Source organism: Longimicrobium sp., assembly GCF_036388275.1.
Taxonomy (GTDB): Bacteria; Gemmatimonadota; Gemmatimonadetes; order Longimicrobiales; family Longimicrobiaceae; genus Longimicrobium.
This window is the reverse complement of record NZ_DASVSF010000060.1, coordinates 217178-233215: the sequence shown is the minus strand read 5'-3', so window position 1 is coordinate 233215 and position 16038 is coordinate 217178. Positions and strand designations below refer to the sequence as shown.

The following is a 16038-nucleotide window of genomic DNA, read 5'->3' as shown; positions in this document are numbered from 1 at the left end:
ACGCGGGAGTGCGTCAGGAGGCAGGGCTGGCGCTGCCGGTCATGCGGCCGGACGACGGGCCGTACGTCCAGTCGCCCGTGAAGCTTGCGCCGGTGAAGTTCATGGTCAGCACGGCGTCGCCCATGCGGCCGTGGGCGGTGACGCGAATGCTGCTGCCCTGCACATCTACCGACCGCACCGAAAGCTCGCCGGTCAGCGGCGTGGCGACGGTGCCGGTGTAGGCGCCGCTTTCCGCGCGGGCGATGTGGATGATGCCGTCGAAGTCGCGTCCCTGGACGTTCGAGCGAAAGTTGAACGTGCCGACGGGGTTTGGAGTGGAGGACGCAACCACCTCGGGACCGGCGGCGGGGGCGGAGGCCGGCGCGGTGGCGCAGGCGGTGGTGACGAGCGCGGCGACGAGGGCGGCGGCGCGGAAGAAATGGATGCTCATCGGCAAGTCTCGGTCGGATGCTGCGGCTGGTGATGAGAGCGGTGCCTTCAGCCGGTGGGCGTGCCGCTTCGATGGCTCAAGTTTATCCGCTTTCACGCCTTGCCTGTACATCGATGCTGCCGGTGGTGACAATCGGCGAACGGATGGTGCAATCCGGCTGTCGAACGGGCACGGCGGACGGGCGAAACGGGCGTTCGAGTGCCCAAGATCAGGCCCGGAACCCGGCCCCGAGCCGCCGCTGCCCTTACGGAATGCGATCCCCGGTGTGATCTTCGGATTCGGCGGCGGGCCCGCGAGCGACACCTGCCGGAGCGCGGTTCAGGTCTCCCCCTCCCCTGCGAAGCGGGGGACGGGGGCCGGGGGGAGGGGGCTCCCGCGGCATGCGAGGCACCCTCTCGAACCCCGATCGACGTTCTCCCCTCTCCCGCGCCGTTCGCGGGGGAGGGGCCGGGGGTGGGGCCACCCGCGGCGTGCGCCAGAGCCCGTCGAACCGCATCGAAGTTCCTCCCCGCCACTCGCCTCTCCACCTCACCCGTCTCCCGATGCCCAGCGGTTCCGTGCCCGCATCCCCACGCCAAATGCCGTCTCCCGAACACGCGCAACGCCCCCCATCCAGAGGGCGCGGCCCGCGCCTCGGCACGTTCGAGCGGGTGCAGCTCCTTGTCCTGCTCTGGATCCTCCTTTCCGAGACATTCCGCGGCGGCATCGGCGTAACGCTGCTCCCCGAAATCCCGCAGACCGGGCCGTCCACGCCCGTGAACACCGGCGTGTGGCTCCTGCGGATCGCGAGCGCCACCGCGTATCCGCTGGTCGCCATCGTGGCCACCCGCCGGTTTCCGCTCTGGCACCGAACGACGCGGCACGCCGTCTACTTCCTGGGCGTGCTCGCCACGTTGCACGCGATGGTGTTTCTCGCCGCTCACGTGGTGAACGGCACGTTCGGCTGGCTATTCTACCTGCACAGGACCTTCGAGTTCGTCGTGTTCACCGTGTTTGCGCACGGGATGCTGTACGGCGAGCGATACCACGAAAAGGAGCGCGAGGAGCTTCGGCTTCGCGCGGAGATGGCGGGGAGCACGGCCGATCGTATGCGTGCCCAGGTGCGCGCGCTCAAGATGGAATGGAGCCCTCGATTCCTGACGGGAACGCTCGCAAGCATCGGAGAGCTGCTTGGGCGCGACGTGGCCGCGGCCAAGCGCCTGCTGATCGCGCTGAGCTCGGTGCTCAGGCGCACCCTGGCCCACGCGCGCACCGAGACCGTGCGGCTGGAGCAGGAGGTGGAGTTCGTGCGCGAGGTGCTGCGCGTGGAGGCCCTGCGGCGCCCCGGTGTGGACGTGGAATGGGCGATGGACGAGGCCGCGCTGGAGATGCCGGTGCCGCACATGTCCCTGCTGACGATGGTCTACCAGGCCCTGCCGGACGGCGAGGCTGAGAGTCCGGTTCGCATCCGGATCTCCGCCGAGCCGGACTCCGACGGCGTCCGCATGTGCGTGGATGTGCACGGCATCGCGCCGGACCCGGCCGCGCTCGAGGAGCGGCGGGGAGCGGGAGACGGCGCCGGGCATGGTATCCAGCGGATTCCTCTCGTGCGGCTGGAGCTGAGCTGCCCGTCCACGCCGGCGCCGGTCGTCGCGCCGGAAGCGCCGGGCCCCCCGGCGGGCCGACCGGAGGCCGATGCGCCCGCGCCTCCGGTGGAGGACGGGACACCCATCGGCAGGAGCCTGGAATTGGGCACGTACGCGGCGTTCGCGCTCTTCTACACGCTGCTGACGCTGTACACCGCCAACCTGCGCGTCGGCGCGGGACGCGTGGTGCTGTCCGTGCCCGCCTGGGTGTACGTCGCCGGGATGGGGGCGTACGCGGCGGTCTGGTGGGCTTCCATGGCCGCGGCCGCCCGCTTCCTGTCCACCCGCTATCCCGTGCGGCACGGCAACTGGCCACGACGCATCGTTCTCCACTTGCTCGGCGCCGTCATGATGGCCCTGCTGAACGGCCTGCTCTACTATCCGTTCCAGCGGTTCGTCATCGAAGGGGGCGAGGTGGTGATCGGCTTCCTTTCCGACTGGGACTGGGGCGACCTGGCCGTGTACCCGCCGCTGGCGGGAATTGCGCACGGCTTCATCTACGCGCGGGAATACCACGCAAAGCGAATCTCGGAACTGCGCCTGCGCTCGCTCCTGTCCGAGAGCGAGATGGCCCGGACCGAGGCGGAGCTTCAGGCGCTGAAAGCCGAGCTCAATCCGCATTTTCTCTTCAACGCGCTGAACACCGTATCGTCGCTGATGCACACCCGCGTGGACGAAGCCAGGCGCGTGGTCGCCCACCTGTCCGCGCTCCTGCAGCGCGTGCTGGAAAGCGGCGGGCTGCAGGAGGTGGCGCTGGAGGAAGAGGTGGAGTTCGTGCGGCTGTACCTGGAAATCGAGCAGGCACGCTTCGGCGAGGCGCTGCGCATCACGTACGACCTGCATCCCGGCACCCTGCGCGCCCGAGTGCCTCACCTGCTGATCCAGCCGCTGGTGGAAAACGCGGTGAAGCACGGCCTGCGGCCCCGCGGCGGCACCGGCCAGGTGCTCGTCTCTGCCCGGCGGGCCGGCGGCTCCCTGGAAGTGACGGTGGCGGACGACGGCGTCGGCCCGGCGCACGCCACGCCGGAAGATGGCACCGGCACCGGCCTGGCGAACGTGCGGGACCGGCTGCGGCAGATGTACGGCGCGGAGCACGCCTTCGAGCTGGTGCCCACGCCCGGCGGCGGAGCCACGGCCCGCGTCCTCATCCCGTTCTCCGTCGAACCTCACAACCGCCCGGACGAGTCCACCCGGGCACTGGAGGCGGTGTGAGCGACAGGATCCGCGTGCTGATCGTGGACGACGAGCCCCCCGCCCGGGCAGAAGTCCGGCGCCTGCTGGAAACGCAGCCCGACGTGGAGATCGTGGGCGAGTGCGCCAGCGGGGCGCAGGCCATCGCGCGCATCCAGGCCGACAAGCCGGACATGGTGTTCCTGGACATCCAGATGCCCGAGGTCACCGGCTTCGGCGTGCTGCAGGCCATCGGCCCCCAGGCGATGCCGCTGGTGGTGTTCATCACCGCGTACGAGGAGCATGCCCTGCGGGCGTTCGAGGCCCATGCGCTGGACTACCTGCTGAAGCCCTACGAGGAAGAGCGGCTGTTCGCGGCGCTGGACCGCGCCCGTACACGGCTGCGCGCCGCCGGCCAGAAGGACGACGGGCGGCTGCAGGCGCTCCAGGAGTATCTCGCGGAAACCAGGGGAGGAACCTACCCGGAGGTCTTCGCCATTCGCGTGGGAGAGCGCTACCAGGTGGTGCGCGTGGCCGACATCCGGTGGATCGAGGCGGAGGGCAGCTACGTGCGGCTGCACCTGGTGGAGGGCGACCGCCTGATGCGGCAGTCCATCGGCGACCTGGAAGAGATGCTGCTGGACCCGGCGAAGTTCATCCGCATCCACCGGTCGGCCATCGTAAGCCTTGCGCGGATCGTGGCGGTGGAGCCGCTGTCGAGGGCGGAGTACACCGTCATCCTGGACAACGGAGACCGCGTGACGTGCAGCCGCGGCTACCGCAACCAGCTGCGGGAGAAGGTCTTCTTCTCCGGCTGACCGGCTGGCACTTCGCCGAAGAGCCAGGAATGAAGCCCTGTCTGGTCGGCGCGGCTGCCGTGCCTACGTGACTGGAGTGGTGAGAATCCAGCAGGGCCTCTGCGACGAGCCGCGCTACCGCCGGCGCGAGGTCCGACGCTCGGTGATGATGGTGCCGACGATCTGCGCCGCGGGGATGACGATCAGGATCTCCGGGCCGCCAAAGGCGTCCTGCCCCAGGTACAAGGTCGCCGCCAGGAGGCCGACCGAGGTCAGGGCGTCCAGGGCGTACGAGCCCTTGCCGCCGTTCACCACGTGCACCCCGAGCGCCAGCCCGGCCGCCTCGCCCAGCAGCGCCCCGAATACCAGCCCCGAGCCGAAGCAGAAGTCGCGGCAGCCCGGGTCCGGGCGGCCGTCCAGGAGCGCGCCGGCCAGCATTCCCGTGAACAGGCCCGCCCCGGCGCCCACCACGCCGCCAGCGGCCAGCCACGCGCCGGAAACCCGGCCCTCCCGCGCCTGGTCCGCCGAGACCCGGATCCCGACTTCGCGCGCCGAAGCGGCCAGCGAGGGCAGGTCGGCCGGTTGGATCCGCGTAACGATGAGGGCTGAATCACGGAGCTGCGCCTGAGCCGAAGCAGGGCCCGTCAGCGCGAAAGCCGTGAGGAAGATGGCGAACGTCAGGCGCATCGTAGCTCGAATCGAGGGTGGGCGCACACCAGGGACTGCGTCCCGGCGTCGAGCTCCGGATCAGCGCGGCAGCATGCTTCCCAGCGCCTCGGCGGCGCGGCTCAGTTCCAGCGCGTAGTCCGGCCACCAGGCGCCGGCCCGCGGGCCGCCGTTGCAGTTGCCGTCGGACTGGCCGGGCATCTTCACCCACAGAAACGCGTCGGCCAGGGGGTGGCCGGTGTTGGTGGTGGGCGCGCGGCCCAGCGCCTGGTTGCGCGCGTTGCACCACTCGGGCACCACGGGCGTGCCGCGGCCGTTGCGGCTGGTGTCGATGATGAAGTGCTTGCCGCCCACAAGCCGGCTCAGCCGCTCGCCGTACGTCAGGTTCACCTGCACGTTGTGGAAGTTGGAAACGTTCAGCGCGAACCCCTGCGCCCGGTCGATGCCCGCGCCCCGCAGCAGCGCGGCCATGTCGCCGGGCTGCCGCCAGTTGGCGTTGCCCGCGTCGATGTACACGGCCGCGCCGCCGGCCGTCATCGTCTGCACCGCCTCGCGCATCAGCGCCATGCGCTCGTCCTTCAACCGCACGGGCAGGCAGTCCATCGAGGGGAGCGCATCCGGCTCCAGGATCACCACCGCGCGCCGGCCGCGCAGCCCCCGCGCAAAGTCCTGGGCCCAGCGGCGATAGCCGTCGCCGCTGCGCGCGCCGCCCCTGGAGTGCAGCCCGCAGTCGCGGTTGGGGATGTTGTACGCCACCAGCACCGGCAGCGCCCCGGCCGCGCTGATCTGCGTGACCAGGCGGTCCACCTCGGCGCGGATGTTGGGTACCCAGTCGCCCACCCAGATGGCCTGCGGCTGGTTGGCGATGCGCATCATGTGCGCGGCGTCTGCCGGGCGCGAGCGCTGCCAGGCAGCCGCCTGCCGCCGCGCGAGCGAGGCCGGATCGACGTACAGCCGCTGTCCGCGGAAGGGGTTGGCCGCCTGCCCCGTGCTGGACGACGCCCACAGCACCAGCCCCGCCACCAGCACCAGGAGCGGCAGCACGCGCCATCCCGGCGCGCGCCGGAGGGCCGGGGCGAAGGCGGGCGCGGGTACCGCCGGAGCGGAGTCCGGCGGGGAAGGCAGGGTACCGCTAGTCCGCATCGTCGGCGCGGCGATGGCCCGCCTCTTCGGGGGGAAGCGCGCCCTTGGCAACGCCCATCTGCTTCATCATGTACGTCTGCCGCGCCATCAGGATGCGCGAGGCACGGATGTCGTAGTGGGTCTTGATCATCACCCCGGCCAGGTCGGCGCCCGCCCACAGCAGCGCGGCGAACACGATCAGGCGGATGGTGTCGCCGATGATCAGCCCCATGCCCACCCCGCCCGGCGGCCGGTCGAACCACCAGTATCCGAACTGGAAGAGCGCCAGCAGCAGCACCACCATGGATGCCACCCGCACCACCAGGGTAGCCACCTCGAGACCCTTGATGGGCTCGAGGTCCTCCTCGCGCACCTCCACCCCCGCGAGCATCGGCCGCCGCTTGCCGCCGTCTGTCTCGCGTCCTTCGTCCTCGGAGTGCTGCATCGTTCCTTGCCGTTATGTCAAGTGATGTCCGCCTGCACCCGCTCCGGTCTGCCCGGTCGAGGCAGGCCGTGCGGGGATGGCGCCAACGGCCGTGCCCTCGCCTGGCAGTAGTGCGCGGCGCGCCCACTATCCCATGATGCAAACCGCGAACCGAAGGAGCGAACAGTCAGCGTTCCCCGTTCCGCCGCTCGCGAAGGCGCGCAAAGCAGGCCTTCCAGCCTCACGTGCCGAAGCACGACTGTCATCCCGATGGAGCGGCCCCCGGAACCCTGACGTCTGCACGAAAGGCCGCAGCGACTGAGGGATCCGCCACACAGCCCGCGAGACGCACCGCAGCCGCGGCGGATGGCCGTCACGTTGCGATGCGGGGTCAGGTGGACGAAAACTGGCACGGACGCGCCTCGGTGATCGGGTCAGGGGCACGGGTGAGATGATGGAGACGGTAGGCGGCAGGCACTACGCCGTTACAGCCGCCAACTCCATCAGAGTCTCGCGCCGCTTGGGCGCCCGATTGTCCAGGACGTCTTCCCCCGCCACCATTAGCATCCCCCGAAAGAGATCCGAGCGGTTAAGCACCCCCGCTTCAGCCATCTGCTGCTCGACGACGCCCAGTGAATCCGCGTTTACGCTCACCGCGGCGCGCGCATCCCGGGGTTGCTTCAGAATGGGATTCTCAAGGGCCCTGACGATCCGCCTTCGCAGCCCGGGATCACGGCGGGCAATCTCCAGATAGTAGCGCACCAGCATTCCCGTAACTGCCGTCATCGGGGCGGCCAGCGACGCGGACACCAGCCCCAGCACGTCCTCCAGCTCCCGGGAAAACCGGAGCGGCACCTTTTCCATCTGCCGCTCCCTGGCTTCCTTCAGGCGAGGGGTGGACTGTGCGGGGAGCGACACGATCTCGCCACATGTTCCACAGACTCCGACGAGGACGTTCGGGACCACGACCCCTAATTTTTCCAGGGGGAACGGCCGGTACTGGTAGGTTCCCTCCACCAGTTCCTCGCACCGTTCGCAGATCGCCTCCAGGAGATCGCCGCTCTTCAGGATTCGCATGACGCACTACCTGTGCACTGAAATGAACGTGGCGCCACCCCTGAGGAAATAAGCCTTGATGTACCACCCGGCGCCGTCAACATCTACCGGCCGGAAAACGTGGACAACCACCCTCGGCAGCTTGTGATGCTGCCCCGTCGCATACTGCTGGGGCGTACACCTCCGAAGAAGTTTCACCACGATCGCTGCGCTGACATCACCCACCGCGAGCAGGTTCTTCTCTTCCATCGCCTCGCGAGGCTCATGCGAGAACTCGCCGGAAGCCAGCTTCTCCACGAGCAGGCTCCGGTATGCTTCCAAGCTCATCTCCGCCTCCCGAATGTACGCCTAGAGGCGTACGAATTCAAGGGGCGAGCGCTACGCCAGCCCCGTCGTAAGTCAGCCAGGAGCCGCCCTGGGCAGCCAATCTCACTGCATCACCCAAGCGATCTCGAATCGGTGTTTCCGCTGCTGGCGAGCAGGTACGCAGGTGTGTGGCGGATCCCTCAGTCGCTGCTATCTTCGGTGTGCGGGCAGGTTCACCGTGGCCGCTCCATCGGGATGACACCCTGCGCTCGCCGTTCGTCACTTCCGGCGCAGCATCACCACGCTCCACTTGGGGAGGCTGATGTAGACGCGCCCGTCCCCTTGGGTCCAGGGCTCGTACCAGGCGTTGCCCGCGCCATCCCATCCGCCGAACCGCGCGTCCTGAGTACACATGATCTGCGTCCACTGGCCGTGGTGCCCGCCGGTGTGCACGCCGTAGCCGTGGCCGCCGAAGTTCTGCTCGCCCAGGTTCACCACCGTCAGCACCACGCCATCGTCGAGCTGGCGGACGAAGCCGAGCACCTGGTTGGTGTGGTCCTCGTGCGGAACGGCCAGCGATCCCGCCCGCAGCGCGGGGTTCTGCCAGCGCACCCCGTTGCACTCCGCCACCAGCCGGCGCATCTCCATGGCGATGTCGTCGCCGGCGATGCTCCAGTTGAAGCGATGGTCGCCGTTGGCGTCGCTGCCATCGTGCCAGTATCCCCAGGCCACGTTGGGCGCGCCCTGCATGCACTCGGAGCCCATGAACATCATCGGCGTGCCGGCCATCGCCACGTTCAGCGCCCACGCCAGGCGGCACTTGGCGCGCGCCGTCCAGTCGCCGCGCCCGCCCAGCTGGTCCACCAGGTAGCGGTGGCGGCCGTCCCAGTTCGTCAGTCCGTCCTTGGCGTTGCCGTTGCGGTCGTCGCCGATGTCGTCGTGCGAACCCATGGTGTACTTCACCAGGTTCCAGCTTTCCTGGTAGCCGTTCCACCCCAGGAACCCCTTCACCTTGTTCACCGGGTCCTGCCCCACCAGCGCCCGCTGGCACTCGTGGTGCGCATCCGCGTCCCACGTGGCGCAGAAGCGGCCCGTGTCCACGATCCACGGGTGGTCGGGAAGGTGCTCGGCGATGAAGTAGCGGTCCGGGAAGTCGGCGCGAAGCCGGTCGATCACGACCCTCAGGTGGTTGCCGTCGATCTGCGTGGTCACGTCGAAGCGCAGCCCGTCGGCCGCGTACTCCTCCAGGTACATCCGGGCGTTCTGGTAGAAGTAGTCCCGCACCTCCGGCTTGTGCCACGCGGGCCCGCGCCCCCAGTGCGTCTCCATACCGCCCTCGAAGTAGATGCCGCCCCCCGGCACCTCCTTGCCGTCCACCACCTCGACGTTGGCGTAGCCGTCGTACTGCCAGAGCACGCTGTCGCCCGGGCCGGCGTGGTTGTAGACGACGTCGAAGATCACGGCCAGCCCCTGCTGGTGCGCGGCGTCCACGAAGTGCTTCAGCGCCGCGGGATGCCCGTACGACGACTCGGGCGCAAAGAACGAGGCCGGGTTGTAGCCCCACGACCGGTCTGCCTGGAACTCCTGGATCGGCAGCGGCTGGATGCAGCTGAAGCCCAGCTCGCGGATGTACGGCAGCTTGCTTTCCAGCTCCTCGAACCCGGGCCGATCCGTGTTCAGACCGTCGCCGCGACCTGCGAAGGTGCCCACGTGCAGCTGGTAGATGATGAAGTTCTCGAAGCGCGGCGGGGAAAACTCTGCCCATGGATACGGCGTATTGTCCACGACGATGGAGGCGTTCGGAACCGTGGGATCGTCCCTCGTCAGCTGCGAGCTGATCACGTCGCGCGCCGCGGGGTCCAGGTGCTCCATCACCTTGCCCCCGGGACCGACGATGCGGTAGCGGTACAGCTGCCCCGGCTGCACCCCCGGCACCGTGCCGCTCCAGTAGCCGTCCGCCTGCTCCAGGTCCTGCTCCATCACCGTCTGCCCGTCCGTCCACGTCGACGGCCCCTCCTGCACCAGCACGCGCACGCCCTGCGCATGGGGCGCCCACACGCGGAAGAAGCAGCCGTCCGGAACGGGCCAGGCGCCGATGCGTTCCTGCAGTTCCATTGTAGGGCGCCCTTCGCTCAAAAGGTGATCCGGTGAGATGAATCCGGGGACGGCCGGGCGGCCGCGTCAGGCGCCGCCGGAGGGAAGGGTGAGGGTGAACACGCTTCCCTCCCCCGGCGTGCTCCGGGCCACCAGGTCGCCGCCCATGCCGCGCGCCAGGTCGCGGCTGATGGCCAAGCCCAGCCCCGTCCCCTCGCCGGGGGTGTTCAGGCCGCGCCCCACCTGCACGAAGGGCTCGAAGATGGCCTCCAGCTTGTCTTCCGGAATGCCGATGCCCGTGTCGGTGACGGTGATCTCCGCGACGGAATCGCCGCGGGTGCGTGCGCCGATGGTGATCCGCCCGCCCTCGGGCGTGAAGCGCACCGCGTTGGAAACCACGTTCAGCAGGATCTGCCGCAGCTTTTCGGGGTCGGCACGCACGACGACGCCCGCGTCGCAGTCCGACACCAGCGAATGGCGCCTGGCCTGGGCCTGCGGCAGGACGAGCGACTCCACCTCGCCCACGGCGCCGGGCACGTCCACGTCGCCGATGTCGAAGCGGACGATGCCCGTTTCCAGCTTGGCGTAGTTGAGCACCTCGTTGATCAAGCCCAGCAGGTGCTGCTGGCTGCGACGGATGCGCTCCAGGTCCGTCGCCTGCTCCGGCGTCACCGCCCCGCGGATGCCCATCGCCAGCAGCTCGGTGTAGCCCCCGATGGCGTTCAGCGGAGTGCGCAGCTCGTGGCTCATTACGGCCAGGAACTCGCTCTTGGCCAGGTTGGCCGCCTCGGCCTCGGCGCGGGCGCGCTCGGCGTCGCGAAAGAGGCGCGCGTTGTCGACGGCGATGGCCGCCCGGTGCGCCAGGTCTTCGGCCACGCGCAGGTCCGCCTCGTCGTAGCCGCGGCCAGATTCGGTCATGCACAGGGTGAGCACGCCCACGGTGCGGCCCCGCGCCACCAGCGGCACGGTGATGACGGCGCAGAACTGCAGCAGCCGCATCATGGCCAGGTGCTCCGCGTCGCGGGCCCCGGCCACCAGCATCTCGTCGGAAATGCGGGGCACCATCATGGGCGTGCCGGTCTTGAGCACCCCCGCGCTCCCCTGCTCGCCCGACCAGTCGGTGGGGTACAGCGAGGTGAACTCCTCGGCCAGCGCCAGCTTGGTGGCATCGCGGTGGAAGATGGCGACGCGCTCCATCTCCGGCGGCCCCTCGGCGCCCGGGTTGGCCAGGATGTCCACCGCGCACCAGTCTCCCAGCGCCGGCACCGCGGCCTGGGCGACGGCGCGCAGGGTGGTCGCGTAGTCCAGCGACGCCGAGAGCGCGCGGCTGGCCTCGGCCAGCAGCGACGCGGCATCTTCCCGGCGCCTGCGGTCGGTGACGTCCTGGAACACCAGCGACACGCCGTCGGGCGCGGGGTAGATGCGCGCCTCCACCCACCGCCCGATCACCGGGCTGAACCCCTCCACCTGGGTCGGCTCGCCCGTGCGGACGGTCTGGTGGATGCCCGCGTACATGGGCGACTGGTGCGCGTCGGCGAACATCTCGTCCATCCGGCGCCCCATCAGCTCCGCGGCGGGCTTGCCCAGCAGCTGCTCGGCCTGCGGGTTCACGTAGGTGAAGCGCAGCTCGCGGTCGAAGGCCGCGAACGGGTCCTGGATGGTTTCCAGCAGCGCCGCCAGCCGCTCGGCGTTGTGAAGCTCCGCCGTGTGAAGTCGCGCGCGCTCCAGCGCCAGGCCGCACTGCTCTCCCAGCGTCGCCAGAAAGGTGCGCGTGGCCTCGTCGAATTCCTGCGGCGCGCGAAAGCTGAACGACAGCACGGCGATGGTGCGCTCGCCGCTGGCCACGGGGACGGCCCCGAACGCCTGGTATCCCAGCTTCACCAGGTCTTCGCTGGCCGTGGGAAAGCCCTTCCGCCACGCCTCGGGCGAGTCGACCAAAACGATTTCGCGCCGCAGCACCGCCTCCGACACCGGGCGCCCCGGCTCCAGCGGAAAGGTCCGGTAGCGCTCCGCCAGCTCCTTGCCGTACCCGGCGGTCCTCACGATCTCGAACTGCCGGGCCTCGGCGCGCAGCATGGCCAGCGACGCGGCGTCGGCGCCGGTGGCGGCCAGCCCGCCCTCCAGGATCACGTCGGCCACGGCCTCGGGGCTCACCGCCTGGTTCAGAAGCGCCGTCAGCCGCTGCAGCCGGCGCGCCTGGTCCAGCGTGCGCTCGCGCTCCTGGGCCTCCTGCGCCAGGCGCACACCCGCCGTCTTCAGCTCGTCGGCCGAGACTTCCAGCTCCGCCGCCTGCTCTTCGGCGATGCGGCGGGCGACGACCAGGTCGGTGATGTCGACGCCGTGCCCCAGGATGCCGTCCACGCGCCCGTCCCCGTCGCGCAGCGGCTGGTAGACGAAGTTGAAGAACCGCTCCTCGACCGGGCCGTCTGGCGTGATGCGAATCTGCATGGGCAGCTCGATGCCCACGAAGGGCTCGCCGCTGTGGTACACCTCGTCCAGCACGGCGAGAAAGCCCGCCTCCGCCACCTCGGGAACGGCATCGCGCACGGGCCGGCCCACGATGTCGCGATGGCCCAGCAGGCGCAGGTAGGGCGGATTGGCGAGCTCGAACACGTGGTCCGGCCCGCGGACCACGACGATCAGCGCCGGGGCGTTGGCAAAGATCTCCGTCAGCCGCTCGTCGTCCACCGCGCGAAAAGGCACCGACAGGGGCTCGGCGGCGTCCGCTTCGGTGCCCGGGGTGGAGTGGTGGGAATCGGCCAACGGGATCTCCGGTGCGTCGCGTCGCGTGCGTGAGCCAGTGTGGCTGCACTACGATAGCGCGGAGGTACTCTCAACTTCAATGCTTGCGGCGTGGCGAGCGCCCGGAATCCGGGCCGCCGTTACAGGAGAAGCCCCGCGTCCGGATCCATCCGCTACTCGGGCCAGGCCTCGGGGTCGTCCAAGACCTTGTATCCGCCGCGCTTCCACGACTGGTCCACCGGCTCGTCGAACCAGACCGGCCGGCCGTGTGACGCCACGTATCCCAGGAGGTCGTTGGCGGGGGTGACGATCATCCCGATGCGCTCGCCGTCGCCCAGGCTCGTGAACAGCTCGCGCGGCACGGCGAAGTCCATCTCACGCACCTCCTGGCCCTGGACCGTTGCGGCGGCTGGGGCGAGCTCCACTCGCGCATCCACGCCCACGACCAGCATCCACTTGGCGAAGTGGGCGATCTCCACGCGGTTGCCGGCGTGGGGGCTTCCCTCGTTGGCGTCCCACACCTTTCGCCACATCCGCCGCCCCACCACGCGGCCAATGAACACCTGCGGGCTCGCCGTGGCGGCGGGGCGAACGACGACTGTGTAGAACAGCCCCGCCAGGAGGGCCAGGGCCACCGCGATGGGCGGCGAAAAGGGGAGCGCCACCAGCGCGGCGAGCGCGGCCACCAGGGCGGTGCGCCGGTAGCCGGGCACCGCGGCAGCCACGCGGGCGCGCGCCTCTTCGGCGATGCGGCTCCACGGCCCGTCGGGGATCCCGGCGAAGGAGTCGGCGGGGGTCGGCGGAGACGGCGGATTCATCGCATCAGCAGAGGCAGCGCCATCCCACGAAGGGCATCAGCGGGACCGGCGGGGGAAGTCGCGGCGGACGACCTCGGCGTAGGTCGTCAGGGGGATCGACGGGAAGCGGCGGCCTCGCGCGGCGCCATCGAACGACATGTCGTGCGTGTCCATCACCACGCCGGCCTGCACCTGCCGGGCGAACCCGGGGTTGACGGGCTTCATCAGCACCGAGAGCGCGCGCATCATCGGCAGGGGAACGTGGCGCACGGTGCCGCGCGCGCCCGTCTCCCGCTGGGCGATCTCCACGACCTGCCGGAAGGTCAGGTTCTCCGGCCCGCCCACGTCCACCGTCTGCCCGCGAAGGGAGGGATCGGCGATGGCCAGGTCCACGAACCGCGCGACGTCGTGGATCGAGACGAAGTTGATGGGATTGCGGCCGCGTCCGAAGATGGTGGTCTTCCCGGTTTTCAGCAGCGGCTCGGCGACCATCTTCGCCCACATCTCCATGAACGCGCTGGCCCGGATGATGGTCCACGCGAGGCCGCTGGCCTTCAGCTCCTCCTCCGCGCGATGCTTCATCCGGTACAGGCTCATGGGATGGTCCGGCGCCGCGCCCAGGGCCGAGAGCATGACGACGTGCCCGGCACCGGCATTCTTCGCGGCCTGCACCAGGTTGCGGTTCCCCAGCCAGTCCACCGCCTCCGGGCTCGTCTTCCTGGAATCCACGAACCCGTGGACCGCCGAGACCACGGTGCTCACGCCGTCGATGGCGCGCGCCAGCGAACCGGGATCGCGCACGTCGCCCGCGACCACCTCCACGCCGTCGCGCAACAGGTGCCGCGCCTTGGCCGGGTCGCGCGTCAGCACGCGTACCGGGGCGCCCCGGCCCCGCAGCAGGGGCACCAAGTGACTTCCGAGCGTACCGGTTCCCCCGGCGACCAAGATCATCCCGTTCATCCGAGCCCCTTGTGTGGCAGATGGTGTCGCAGAAACGAGCACTGGAGCGCAAGGTCGTACGCGGGCGGGCCGCTGTCCAGCCTCCTGCCACCGGGCGTATCTTCCGGCGCGGCTGGGGCGCGGGCGGCACGAAAACCGCCGTCGCCATCGCCGCCCGGCGGATGCGAAACGACTCGACACATCTTTGGGACGAACGATGGAATTTCGGTACGCGGAGGAATCGGACGCGGCTTTCCTGGCCGAGATCAACCGCCAGCTGATCGAGGACGAGTGGGACGGCGGAGGGATGTCGCTGCAGCGGCTGGAGGAGCGCATGCTCCGCTGGATCCGCGAAGACGACTACACGGCCGTCCTCTTTTTGGAAGAGGGCGCTACCGTGGCCTATTCCATGGTGAGCGTGGACGAAGACTCGGCGTACATCCGCCACTTCTTCGTGCTCAAGGAGCACCGCGGCAAGGGCGTGGGGCGGCGCGCCATCCAGGTGCTGCTCTCGAAAGTGATTCCGGCGTACGCCCGCGTCACGCTTGACGTGCTGGCCAGCAACCACACCGGCCACGGGTTCTGGCAGTCGCAGGGCTTTCGCGACTACGCCATCCGCATGGAGCTGCTTCCGCGCGAGCCGGCGGACGGCACGGAAAGCCCGGCCGCGGACTGACGCCGGCCGCGGCGAGCGAGATCAGGGGATGCGCGGAAACGTCGTAGCCTCACCGTTGATCAGCCGCGTCATGCCGGCGATGCGGCCGGTGGCGTCGCGGGTGAACACCATGCGCACCATTCCGTTGGACGGTGACAGCTGGCGGAACTCGAAGATTCCCGGGCCGATGGGCTCCAGGGGAATCTCGGCGCCGGACGGCTCCACCATCGCCAATGCCGCGCCGCGCACCTCCACGCGAAGAACCAGGCCGCGCGGCGTTCTGTATCCCCCCGCGAAGTCGCCCAGCAGACCGGATCGCTCAACGGGTACCCGGGGCGTGAACACCAGCTCGCGCGTGCTCTGGGCCGCAGCGACGCGCCAAATTCCGCCGCCGCGCTCCAGCACGGTCAGATAGCGGTAGCTGGCGGAGGTGGGCCCGTCTGTCTCCGTCACGCGCAGGGTGGCGACCGCCAGCGGAGGCGCCGCCACGCCCACCGACTCCTCCGCCCACTGCATCGCCAGGCGCCCGCCGTTGACGTGGCTCGCTGCCTGCGCGAGCATGGCTGCCCCGTCGAACGCCCGCCCACTGCTCAGCGTCAGTGAGAAGTCCTGCGCCGTGTGGGCCTGCAGGTACGCCGTGTCGGCGGTGGCGAACGCGCGCCACCAGTCACGTTGCGCGGCGAGCGCTCCGGTGGTGTCCGCCGCCGTGCTCCCTGGCCGCGCGGCGGGCGCGGTGCTGGCGCAGGCCGCTTGTGAACTCGCGAGCGAGAGGCACACCAGGCTCACCGCAAAGCGTGTCGTCACGGATCTGGGTTGGGCGTAAGATGCAAGGCGTTCCGCGGCACGGAAGCGGACAGGCGGCCCACCTCTTGCCGCTTCGGAGCCCATCGAAGTACGCGGGTTCCCCGAGACGGGTAGAGGTGGTGATGGCAATGGTTCCATGCCGCGAGTGCGGCGGAAGCGTCAGCAGCGAGGCGGCGTTGTGCCCCCACTGCGGAATCCGTGAACCGGCCGGTGCCGTCGCCGGCCGCCAGGGGCACGACCGCGCGCACGCCGGCCCCGTGCACGACCCCCGCGAGCACGCCCCGGTCCGACGGCGCGGTGGCAAGACCGGGTGGATGGTTGCCTTCCTGCTCCTGCTGGTGCTCCTGTCGCTGTTCGCCCTCTGGTACACCGACATCGTCAACTTCACCTGATGCACCGCGGAAGCGCCGC

At 69.9% G+C, this 16038-nt stretch carries 15 protein-coding genes; 4 read left to right on the top strand and 11 right to left on the bottom strand.

Features of this window, described 5'->3' with window-relative positions:
* Nucleotides 1-13: 13 nt before the first annotated feature.
* Nucleotides 14-430, bottom strand: coding sequence for a hypothetical protein (locus VF632_RS13550; RefSeq protein WP_331023439.1), 417 nt, complete (start codon nt 428-430; stop codon nt 14-16).
* A gap of 650 nt (nt 431-1080) precedes the next feature.
* On the opposite strand from VF632_RS13550, the gene VF632_RS13545 reads away from it, so the two are divergent.
* Nucleotides 1081-3267, top strand: a complete 2187-nt coding sequence (locus VF632_RS13545; protein WP_331023438.1) for a histidine kinase — start codon at nt 1081-1083, stop codon at nt 3265-3267.
* Entirely contained in the window at nt 3264-4043 is a 780-nt protein-coding gene (locus tag VF632_RS13540) for a LytTR family DNA-binding domain-containing protein (RefSeq protein WP_331023437.1), read from the top strand. The genes VF632_RS13545 and VF632_RS13540 overlap by 4 nt, the downstream gene beginning before the upstream one ends.
* Nucleotides 4044-4157: 114 nt before the next feature.
* Here the strand turns inward: VF632_RS13540 and VF632_RS13535 are convergent, their stop codons facing one another.
* The 9 genes from VF632_RS13535 to VF632_RS13495 form a co-directional block, all read right to left on the bottom strand.
* Nucleotides 4158-4709 carry a hypothetical protein gene (locus VF632_RS13535; RefSeq protein WP_331023436.1) on the bottom strand — a complete coding sequence of 184 codons (552 nt, stop codon included), beginning with the start codon at nt 4707-4709 and terminating at the stop codon, nt 4158-4160.
* Nucleotides 4710-4769: 60 nt separating this feature from the next.
* Nucleotides 4770-5831: a glycoside hydrolase family 6 protein gene (locus VF632_RS13530; protein WP_331023435.1), complete on the bottom strand. Its 1062-nt coding sequence runs from the start codon at nt 5829-5831 to the stop codon at nt 4770-4772.
* Nucleotides 5821-6255, bottom strand: coding sequence for a hypothetical protein (locus VF632_RS13525; protein ID WP_331023434.1), 435 nt, complete (start codon nt 6253-6255; stop codon nt 5821-5823). Before VF632_RS13525 ends, VF632_RS13530 begins: the two co-directional genes overlap by 11 nt.
* Before the next feature lie 456 nt (nt 6256-6711).
* Complete coding sequence (locus VF632_RS13520) at nt 6712-7311, bottom strand: hypothetical protein (RefSeq protein ID WP_331023433.1); 600 nt, start codon at nt 7309-7311, stop codon at nt 6712-6714.
* A gap of 6 nt (nt 7312-7317) precedes the next feature.
* The gene (locus tag VF632_RS13515; RefSeq protein WP_331023432.1) at nt 7318-7617 is read right to left on the bottom strand and encodes a hypothetical protein; all 300 of its coding nucleotides are present in this window, start codon (nt 7615-7617) and stop codon (nt 7318-7320) included.
* Between the two features lie 258 nt (nt 7618-7875).
* Nucleotides 7876-9711 (bottom strand): alpha-amylase family glycosyl hydrolase, encoded by a 1836-nt coding sequence (locus VF632_RS13510; protein WP_331023431.1) that lies wholly within the window; start codon nt 9709-9711, stop codon nt 7876-7878.
* Between the two features lie 66 nt (nt 9712-9777).
* The gene (locus VF632_RS13505; RefSeq protein WP_331023430.1) at nt 9778-12453 is read right to left on the bottom strand and encodes an ATP-binding protein; all 2676 of its coding nucleotides are present in this window, start codon (nt 12451-12453) and stop codon (nt 9778-9780) included.
* Between the two features lie 152 nt (nt 12454-12605).
* Complete coding sequence (locus tag VF632_RS13500) at nt 12606-13250, bottom strand: hypothetical protein (RefSeq protein WP_331023429.1); 645 nt, start codon at nt 13248-13250, stop codon at nt 12606-12608.
* 36 nt (nt 13251-13286) lie between these two features.
* Nucleotides 13287-14180 (bottom strand): SDR family oxidoreductase, encoded by an 894-nt coding sequence (locus tag VF632_RS13495; protein WP_331023428.1) that lies wholly within the window; start codon nt 14178-14180, stop codon nt 13287-13289.
* A 205-nt stretch (nt 14181-14385) separates the two neighbouring features.
* On the opposite strand from VF632_RS13495, the gene VF632_RS13490 reads away from it, so the two are divergent.
* Nucleotides 14386-14844 carry a GNAT family N-acetyltransferase gene (locus VF632_RS13490; protein WP_331023427.1) on the top strand — a complete coding sequence of 153 codons (459 nt, stop codon included), beginning with the start codon at nt 14386-14388 and terminating at the stop codon, nt 14842-14844.
* A 21-nt stretch (nt 14845-14865) separates the two neighbouring features.
* Here the strand turns inward: VF632_RS13490 and VF632_RS13485 are convergent, their stop codons facing one another.
* Nucleotides 14866-15627, bottom strand: a complete 762-nt coding sequence (locus VF632_RS13485; protein ID WP_331023426.1) for a nuclear transport factor 2 family protein — start codon at nt 15625-15627, stop codon at nt 14866-14868.
* A 122-nt stretch (nt 15628-15749) separates the two neighbouring features.
* Here VF632_RS13485 and VF632_RS13480 point away from each other — a divergent pair, with 122 nt between their 5' ends.
* Nucleotides 15750-16019 (top strand): hypothetical protein, encoded by a 270-nt coding sequence (locus VF632_RS13480; RefSeq protein ID WP_331023425.1) that lies wholly within the window; start codon nt 15750-15752, stop codon nt 16017-16019.
* Nucleotides 16020-16038 lie beyond the last annotated feature (19 nt).

Excerpts from the sequence above, each read along its gene's own strand:
- VF632_RS13530 (WP_331023435.1), bottom strand. The coding sequence starts at position 5,831 with ATGCGGACTAGCGGTACCCTGCCTTCCCCGCCGGACTCCGCTCCGGCG.
- VF632_RS13550 (WP_331023439.1), bottom strand. The coding sequence starts at position 430 with ATGAGCATCCATTTCTTCCGCGCCGCCGCCCTCGTCGCCGCGCTCGTC.
- VF632_RS13500 (WP_331023429.1), bottom strand. The coding sequence starts at position 13,250 with ATGAATCCGCCGTCTCCGCCGACCCCCGCCGACTCCTTCGCCGGGATC.
- VF632_RS13535 (WP_331023436.1), bottom strand. The coding sequence starts at position 4,709 with ATGCGCCTGACGTTCGCCATCTTCCTCACGGCTTTCGCGCTGACGGGC.
- VF632_RS13495 (WP_331023428.1), bottom strand. The coding sequence starts at position 14,180 with ATGATCTTGGTCGCCGGGGGAACCGGTACGCTCGGAAGTCACTTGGTG.
- VF632_RS13525 (WP_331023434.1), bottom strand. The coding sequence starts at position 6,255 with ATGCAGCACTCCGAGGACGAAGGACGCGAGACAGACGGCGGCAAGCGG.
- VF632_RS13480 (WP_331023425.1), top strand. The coding sequence starts at position 15,750 with ATGGCAATGGTTCCATGCCGCGAGTGCGGCGGAAGCGTCAGCAGCGAG.
- VF632_RS13510 (WP_331023431.1), bottom strand. The coding sequence starts at position 9,711 with ATGGAACTGCAGGAACGCATCGGCGCCTGGCCCGTTCCGGACGGCTGC.
- VF632_RS13490 (WP_331023427.1), top strand. The coding sequence starts at position 14,386 with ATGGAATTTCGGTACGCGGAGGAATCGGACGCGGCTTTCCTGGCCGAG.
- VF632_RS13515 (WP_331023432.1), bottom strand. The coding sequence starts at position 7,617 with ATGAGCTTGGAAGCATACCGGAGCCTGCTCGTGGAGAAGCTGGCTTCC.
- VF632_RS13520 (WP_331023433.1), bottom strand. The coding sequence starts at position 7,311 with ATGCGAATCCTGAAGAGCGGCGATCTCCTGGAGGCGATCTGCGAACGG.